Origin of the sequence: uncultured Photobacterium sp. (assembly GCF_947039875.1) — a bacterium.
Lineage (GTDB): Bacteria > Pseudomonadota > Gammaproteobacteria > Enterobacterales > Vibrionaceae > Photobacterium.
Genome location: NZ_CAMRAN010000080.1, coordinates 1 through 7,600, shown reverse-complemented (window position 1 = coordinate 7,600; position 7,600 = coordinate 1). Strand labels below are relative to the sequence as shown.

Here is a 7,600-nt window from a genome sequence, read left to right as displayed (position 1 = left end):
ATTGTCCAATTTTTATTGTTTAGTTGTTGCTATACCTAAGTGGTAACACAGATCTTCGTCACATGACAAGCAAAAAATATGGTTTTATTGGTAAATTCGCTGCATTAATGGAGCTTTGATGTAACACCTTCGATAAATTTCATTAACCCAATGGTGTAAGTTGCCAGCCAATGGAGTCATCAATGACACTTGCTATTGTTCATAGTCGCGCCTGTGTGGGCGTGGAAGCCCCACCGGTAACCGTTGAGGTCCATTTAAGTAATGGAATGCCCAGTTTTACGTTAGTTGGTTTGCCAGAAACCACGGTAAAAGAAGCGAAAGATCGAGTACGAAGCGCGATTATTAATGCCCAATTTGAATTTCCATCACGGCGAATTACGGTCAATTTAGCGCCTGCTGATTTACCGAAAGAAGGGGGACGATTTGATTTACCTATTGCGCTTGGTATTTTGGCTGCCTCCGGGCAAATTCCCGCGGATCGATTAGCACAATATGAGTTTATTGGTGAATTGGCATTATCCGGCGATTTGCGTGCAGTGAAAGGGGCATTACCGGCGGCATTAGCAGCGTTAAAGGCTAAACGGTGTTTAATTGTGCCCGATCATAATGGTGATCAAGTGGCGTTAGTTGCGGAAAAACAACATAAATCCGCTCCTAGTTTGTTAGCGGTATGTGGTTTTTTGTGTGGTCAGCAGCAGTTGCAGTTACATCTCCAACCGCATGTGATAACGGCCTCGATTGCGAAGAATGAACAACGTGATATGCAAGATATTATTGGTCAGCAACAAGGAAAACGCGCCTTAGAAATTGCAGCTGCGGGAAGCCATAATTTATTATTACTCGGCCCGCCTGGCACAGGAAAGACTATGTTGGCATCTCGTTTACGGGATTTATTACCACCAATGACCCACGACGAAGCGATTGAAACCGCAGCGGTGGCTTCTTTGACTCAGCAATCATTACACCAAGGTAATTGGCTTAATCGCCCTTTTCGTACACCGCACCATTCAAGTTCAATGGCGGCATTAGTCGGTGGTGGGTCGGTACCTAAGCCGGGTGAAATTTCACTCGCGCACAATGGTCTCTTATTCTTAGATGAAATGCCTGAATTTGAAAGAAAAGTGCTAGATTCATTGCGTGAGCCACTAGAGTCTGGACAAATCGTGATTTCACGAGCAACCGCAAAAACCACTTTTCCTGCTCGGTTTCAATTAATTGGCGCATTAAACCCTAGCCCAACAGGATATTACGAAGGCAATCAGTCTCGAACTAACCCGCAAGCTATTTTACGTTATTTAAGCCGCTTATCTGGGCCATTGCTAGATCGGTTTGATATGTCATTAGAAATTCCAGCGCTGCCTCGCGGTACACTTACTACTGGAGGTGATCGTGGTGAACCAAGCTCTGTCATTAAGGCGCGAGTTGATCAAGCTCGTGAGCGCATGCTGGCTCGTTGTGGCAAAGTGAATGCATTGCTTTCTACTCGGGAATTAGATAAATATTGCGGATTATCGTTTAAAGACGCCGAGTTTTTAGAAAATGCATTGCATCAGCTTGGATTATCGATTCGTGCTTATCATCGTATTATCAAGGTTGCGCGTACGATTGCAGATTTAGCTGAGCAGGATCAGATTCAGCGGGCTCACTTAGCTGAAGCGTTAGGGTATCGAGCCATGGATAGATTATTGAAACAACTTAGCAGTCAGGTCATTTAAAGGAATAATAAAGAGGCTAATTGAAAGCCTCTTTTTTGATAGTCATTATCGCTGATTGAGTAATGTTACTTCTTGAGTAAAAAGTTAACTAATTCAAAATATTCGTCAGCTGATTTAATTTTGCCCGTTTGAACTAAGTATTTATTATTAACCACTACCGCAGGTACACCCGTTAAGCCCGCATCTTCAAAGGCTTTATCAAACCGGCTGACCATTGAGTTAACCGCGAAGCTATTAAATGCACCATCAAACTCAGCGGCAGGTACACCTTCATCAATGAAAATCTGACGTACTTCTGCTTCGTTTTTTGGTGGTTGATTAAGGGTATGAATGCGGTTAAATAATACCGGTAGCATTTTGTCGCTGTCGTCTAATACTACCGCGGTTGCAAATGCTTTACTCATCACCTTACCCATTGGGCCGCCCATAAATGACACATGCATTTTTTGAAGTTTAGCGTTATCTGGTAGCTTGGTTTTTAATTCACGCATCATTGGCTCAAATTGAAAACAATGTGGGCAATACAATGAGAAAAATTCAGTCACAACAGGGGTTGTTGATTGGGGTTGATCTAATACCTTATAGTAGTCGCCTTCCGTAAATTTGGCTGCGTGAACAGAAAAAGACAATAAAGCAGCGCTGACTAGCGCAAGTAAGTTCTTCATCATTTTGGGGTTCCTGATTATCCGTGTCGTTAATTAGATATTAGCTGAGTATAATAATTAATAATGTTATTTTATAGTCAATTACCATTGAGGCATAAGCTGTAATGGTGATTCATTAAGGCTGAAAATCTGTTCTTTAAAGGCCAAAACTTGGCCTTCCCAATATTTTGCATCGCCAAACCATGGAAATGCTCGTGGAAATGCTGGATCTTGCCAGCGCTTTGCTAACCACGCCATATAGTGCACCATTCTTAACGCACGTAAAGGTTCGATTAACTTTAGCTGGCGTGGGTCAAAATCGGCAAATTCATTATAAGCTTCAACTATTGTATCAAGTTGTGCGAGTTGATCGTGACGTTCACCATTAAGCATCATCCATAAATCTTGAATGGCAGGGCCGTTACGAGCATCATCTAAATCGACAAACATCGGTCCATCACGCCATAAAATATTGCCAGGATGACAATCACCATGTAGGCGCAAAGCCGGCCAATCAGTTGACCAATGGCTTTCAATTTCTGCAATTAAGCGATCAAGATCGGCAAAAAAACTGTGTTTTAGGTAATCAGGAATAAAATCGCTATTAGCCAAAATTTGGCGTGGTTGATAAACGTATTCCTCTAAGCCTAATGTTGGACGATGGACAAAGGGTTGGCGTTTACCGACTTGATGAATACGACCTAAAAAGCGTCCTACCCACTCTAATTGATCAAAGTTATCGACTTCAAATTGACGTCCACCGACACTTGGAAAAACAGCAAACCGATAGCCATTATAGTGATGTAGCGTGTTGCCATTGATAGCGATAGGCGCTGCGACTGGAATATCTTGTTGTTCAAGTTCAAGCGTAAACTGATGTTCTTCATCAATTTGGTCATCGCTCCATCGTGCGGGGCGGTAGAACTTAGTCACATAACGTTGACCATCTTCAGCTTTAAATTGATAGACGCGATTCTCATAACTATTAAGTGCCAATAAACCGGATTCGGCATGTACTTCGACACTATCGAGTGCGTCGAGCAGTACATCTGGGCTGAGATTTGCAAAACTAACACTTTGTTTTTCCATGACTGAATCCTGAATCTGGCTTGGAAGAGTGGTTTAGCTTAACCGCGAATAGAATTAAAACAAATTAAACATGATGGTGATGGCGGAAGAGAAGGGTTTTCAGCTATAAAAAAGCCAGTTAGTCATAACTGGCTCCATAAATAACCGAGCAGGATGAGTGACTATTTGATAATACCGCGCGCACGTAAAATAGCGGTTTTAAAATCGTTTTCGCAATCTTTAGCAAGACCAGGAATCATGGCGTCTTTATCACTATTGCGCATTTTTAAATGGTAAATTAAGACGTCATCTGTAAGTGATTCTAGTGGACCTTGGTATTTTGCTTCTGCTGCTAATTTTAGTAAGAATTCAACTAAGTTAAGATCAGGATCTTTTTTCCACTCTGGGTGTAGTAATTCAATCAGTTCATTAACGCGATGGGTTTTCATTGTTAACTCCGTAGCTTGGGCTGAATCAATCGTTATACGATTGTATTATCATTATGTTAGTGCGGATAAATTATAACAAACCCTGTTTGGTTACAATGAATGTCTTGTGCCAAAAAAATGTTAATAAAAAAGCAGCCTTAGCTGCTTAATATGTAAGATTAACGTTGTTGCTGTTGGCTGCTAATTAATTCAGACAATATTTGTTGCTGATCTAATTGTGCGTCGGTAGTGGTTAAATGGATATCAGTCGTGATCGATTTTTTCGCATTAACCTTAAAATGTGGAGCGTGGGAACTTGCACGTAAACGTGATGGGCTACGTGGGGTACTTGCATACCTGACGGGGGATGCTGGGCGCATATATCACCTATTGTCAGGCTCATCCATGGCCAAAAAATTAAAAATATCTCTGAAGGGAAAGCTCCCTGCTGGGTAGAACCCATCCACCAGAATACTGCTTGGTTATTAATCAAATCGCGCAGAGGATAGCAACCAAACTATTAAAAGTCGAGCATAAAATGAGCAATAAAATGCTAATATCTAATTATTACGTTGTTTCTATAGTAACTATTGCAATAATTGCCTCCTTGATGCACCGTGTCGTTCGACCTTTATCGAAATAAAGGCTACGACAATAATGGGCATTTAGGATTACATTATTTTAGCGCTAGAGAGTAGTACAACAGCAGCCTTGGGAGAGGATCTATGGATCAGCAGCAGCAACGTATTGTTGCCAATCGTAACTTATCTTACCGATTAGCAGAGTCTATTGGTCGTCGTATCTTAATTGGTGATCCTGCCCCTGGCGGTATTTTACCGGGTGAAGTTGAGTTAGGCGAAATGTATGGTGTGAGCCGTACTGCCGTTCGTGAAGCTATAAAAATGTTAGCCGCGAAAGGTATGGTATTACCTCGTCCTCGTATTGGTACGCGAGTAATGCCAAAGAAAAATTGGAATTATCTTGATCAAGATTTATTGGCTTGGTTAGATTTTGATACGAACTCACAGTTGATCATGGAGTATCAAAAAGTCCGGTTGACATTAGAGCCAGAAGCTGCGGCATTGGCTGCTGAACATGCGACAACAGAAGATCGGCTTGAGTTCGAGCAATTGATGTTACAAATGCATCAAATGAAAGATAATTTTGATCAAGAGCGTTGGATTGAAATTGATACCCGCTTCCATCAATTAGTGTATTTTTCTTCAGGTAATCATTTCATTAGTCCATTTGGAAACTTGTTCAAAGCGGTATTTGAAAATTATTTTCGAGTCGTAACCCGCGAGCAAGTGATGAAGCTTGATGTCCATCAGCGGATTGTTGATGGTATTTTAGATCATGATCCAGACGCTGCCCGTCAAGCGACCTTAGAGTTATTACAATAAAATAATGAATAAATAAATGACACAATGGAGCCAAATGACTCCTTTTCTATTAACGGTAACGCTAATGTGAATTAATTAACAAAAGGTTGCTTAATTTAAGCTTACAAGTGTAAGCTTAAAAAATAACAGTTATTAAATTAAGCGTCTTTTGGAATATATAAATCATGAATAATGTGATCAAACGTGAGCTCGGTTATTCAACTGCAGAAGAAGTCGCGAATAGTATCAGTCATGGTCTTGGACTGTTGTTTTCAGTGTTTGGTCTGTATTTGTTGTTAGATAAAGCCTTTTCATTGCAAGCTGATACATTAAGTATTGTGAGTTATATTGTTTATGGCGTGAGTATGATTTTATTGTACTTAGCGTCAACGTTATACCACGCGATTCCAAGTACCGCGGCTAAAAAACCATTAAAGATTTTCGACCATTGTGCGATTTATTTGTTAATCGCAGGTACCTATACTCCGTTTCTATTGATTGCATTGCGGACGCCATTGGCACTGGGATTGATGGCGGCATTATGGGGATTCGCACTGCTGGGTATTATCGCTAAAATTATTTTTATCCATCGTTTTAAAAAATTGTCGTTATGGATGTATTTGGCGATGGGATGGGCATCAGTGATTGTAATTTACCAATTAGCGATATCATTAGCGCCCGGTGGATTAATATTATTGGCACTGGGTGGCGTGATCTATTCTTTAGGGGTGGTGTTTTACGTTAATAAACGTATTCCGTATAACCATGCTATTTGGCATTTATTTGTTTTAGGTGGTTCAATTTGTCATTTTTGTGCGATTTATTTTTATATTAAACCGTAGCTAATCACTGTCAATTTACGCCTAAAAAAGAGAGCGCTATGCGCTCTCTTGTTGTTTTTGAGTCTTATTAAACGTTATTAATCACGCCAAAAGGCAGGAGCAAAAACGACTAATACAGTTAATATTTCCAAGCGTCCCATTAACATACCTAAACTCAAGGTCCATTTTGATAAATCCGGTAAGCTGGCAAAGTTACCTGTTGGGCCGATCACGGTTCCCATACCAGGACCGACGTTAGCCACTGCGGTTACCGCACCGGTAATGCTGGTGACCGGATCTAAGCCTTGTAATGCTAATACTGCGGCAATTACAATAATGGTCATGATAAAAGTAAACACCAATGCCACCACTGAACGCACGATATCATCGGTGACTGGACGACCGTTATAGCGTTGAATGAACAGGGCTGATGGGTGAATAGATTGCATGATATGTTTACGTAAAAGTGCAAATGCAATTTGGAAGCGGAAAATTTTAATACCGCCACTGGTTGAACCTGAGCAAGCACCAACCAGTAATGTGAACGCAAAAATAATTGTCGGTAATGGGCCCCAAGCAGTAAAGTCGCCTAGACCAAAACCGGTTGTTGTAACCACTGAGATGATATTAAAAAAGGATAATCGCATCGCATCAAGGACGGAATAACCTTTATTAAAGATCAGACAGCCCGCAACAATTAAACTCGCCACCACCACAAATAAGGTATATCCCTTAACTTGAGCATCCCCAAACAAGGTTCGAGGATGACGCTTTCTTAATGCTTGAACAAACAATAAGAACGGTAGTCCGCCAGCAAACATAAAGAAGGTTGCTACCCATTGTGCACTGTGTGAAAAGTGGTTCATTGACCCATCTGAGGTTGAATAACCGCCCGTTGAAAGCGTGGTAAAAGCGTGGTTAATCGCATCAAAGGTGTTCATGCCTGCTAGCATAAACGCAATGATACACAGTACGGTTAATATCAAATACACATTGATAATATTTTTAGCGACACTTTTGGTACGGGGGGAACTTTTATCTGACCAGTCTGATGATTCGGTTTGAAAGAGTCGCATACCACCGACGTTAAGCATCGGTAAAATAGCCACCCCCATCACAATAAATCCGACCCCACCCAACCATTGCAACGTTGAGCGCCACAGTAAAATACTGGGTGCCATTTGATCGAGACCGCTTAATACTGTTGAGCCGGTGGTAGTGATGCCTGACATGGTTTCAAAATATGCATCAGTAAAACTGATGTGATTAATAAACACAAACGGCAACGCAGCAAATGCACTGGCAACCGTCCATACCAGTGTGGTGATCAGGAACATATCCCGTACACTAAGCTTAAATTCGTCAGTTTTCCCGTAAGATAGCAACAAGAACGCCACGGAGTGAGTAATCAGCACTGCCGCTGCGAAATCTATGAAACCTTCGGTGCCAGTAAAAAAGGCCACCAAAGTCGGTACATACATAAACAAGGCTATTTTAGATAGCACCAGTCCGAGTACAAATAATATTGGACGTAAATTAACC

8 protein-coding genes are annotated in these 7,600 nt (G+C 41.2%); 3 read left to right on the top strand and 5 right to left on the bottom strand.

Going from position 1 to position 7,600, the window contains the following annotated elements:
* Window positions 1-182 precede the first annotated feature (182 nt).
* Window positions 183-1,715: a YifB family Mg chelatase-like AAA ATPase gene (locus tag Q0V26_RS17480; protein ID WP_297486212.1), complete on the top strand. Its 1,533-nt coding sequence runs from the start codon at window positions 183-185 to the stop codon at window positions 1,713-1,715.
* A gap of 65 nt (window positions 1,716-1,780) precedes the next feature.
* On the opposite strand, the gene Q0V26_RS17475 is transcribed toward Q0V26_RS17480, so the two are convergent.
* The 4 genes from Q0V26_RS17475 to Q0V26_RS17460 form a co-directional block, all read right to left on the bottom strand.
* On the bottom strand, window positions 1,781-2,383 hold the full coding sequence (locus Q0V26_RS17475) for a thiol:disulfide interchange protein DsbA/DsbL (RefSeq protein WP_297486210.1): 603 nt from the start codon (window positions 2,381-2,383) through the stop codon (window positions 1,781-1,783).
* A gap of 78 nt (window positions 2,384-2,461) precedes the next feature.
* Window positions 2,462-3,448 carry a serine/threonine protein kinase gene (locus Q0V26_RS17470; RefSeq protein WP_297486208.1) on the bottom strand — a complete coding sequence of 329 codons (987 nt, stop codon included), beginning with the start codon at window positions 3,446-3,448 and terminating at the stop codon, window positions 2,462-2,464.
* Between the two features lie 161 nt (window positions 3,449-3,609).
* Window positions 3,610-3,876 carry a YihD family protein gene (locus Q0V26_RS17465; RefSeq protein ID WP_080159077.1) on the bottom strand — a complete coding sequence of 89 codons (267 nt, stop codon included), beginning with the start codon at window positions 3,874-3,876 and terminating at the stop codon, window positions 3,610-3,612.
* Between the two features lie 158 nt (window positions 3,877-4,034).
* Window positions 4,035-4,235, bottom strand: coding sequence for a hypothetical protein (locus Q0V26_RS17460; protein WP_297486205.1), 201 nt, complete (start codon window positions 4,233-4,235; stop codon window positions 4,035-4,037).
* A 345-nt stretch (window positions 4,236-4,580) separates the two neighbouring features.
* Here Q0V26_RS17460 and Q0V26_RS17455 point away from each other — a divergent pair, with 345 nt between their 5' ends.
* Window positions 4,581-5,258, top strand: a complete 678-nt coding sequence (locus Q0V26_RS17455; protein ID WP_297486203.1) for a FadR/GntR family transcriptional regulator — start codon at window positions 4,581-4,583, stop codon at window positions 5,256-5,258.
* 164 nt (window positions 5,259-5,422) lie between these two features.
* The gene (locus Q0V26_RS17450; RefSeq protein ID WP_297486202.1) at window positions 5,423-6,079 is read left to right on the top strand and encodes a hemolysin III family protein; all 657 of its coding nucleotides are present in this window, start codon (window positions 5,423-5,425) and stop codon (window positions 6,077-6,079) included.
* Between the two features lie 77 nt (window positions 6,080-6,156).
* On the opposite strand, the gene Q0V26_RS17445 is transcribed toward Q0V26_RS17450, so the two are convergent.
* Window positions 6,157-7,600: TrkH family potassium uptake protein (locus Q0V26_RS17445; RefSeq protein WP_297486200.1), on the bottom strand; the 1,444-nt coding region annotated here is incomplete at its 5' end.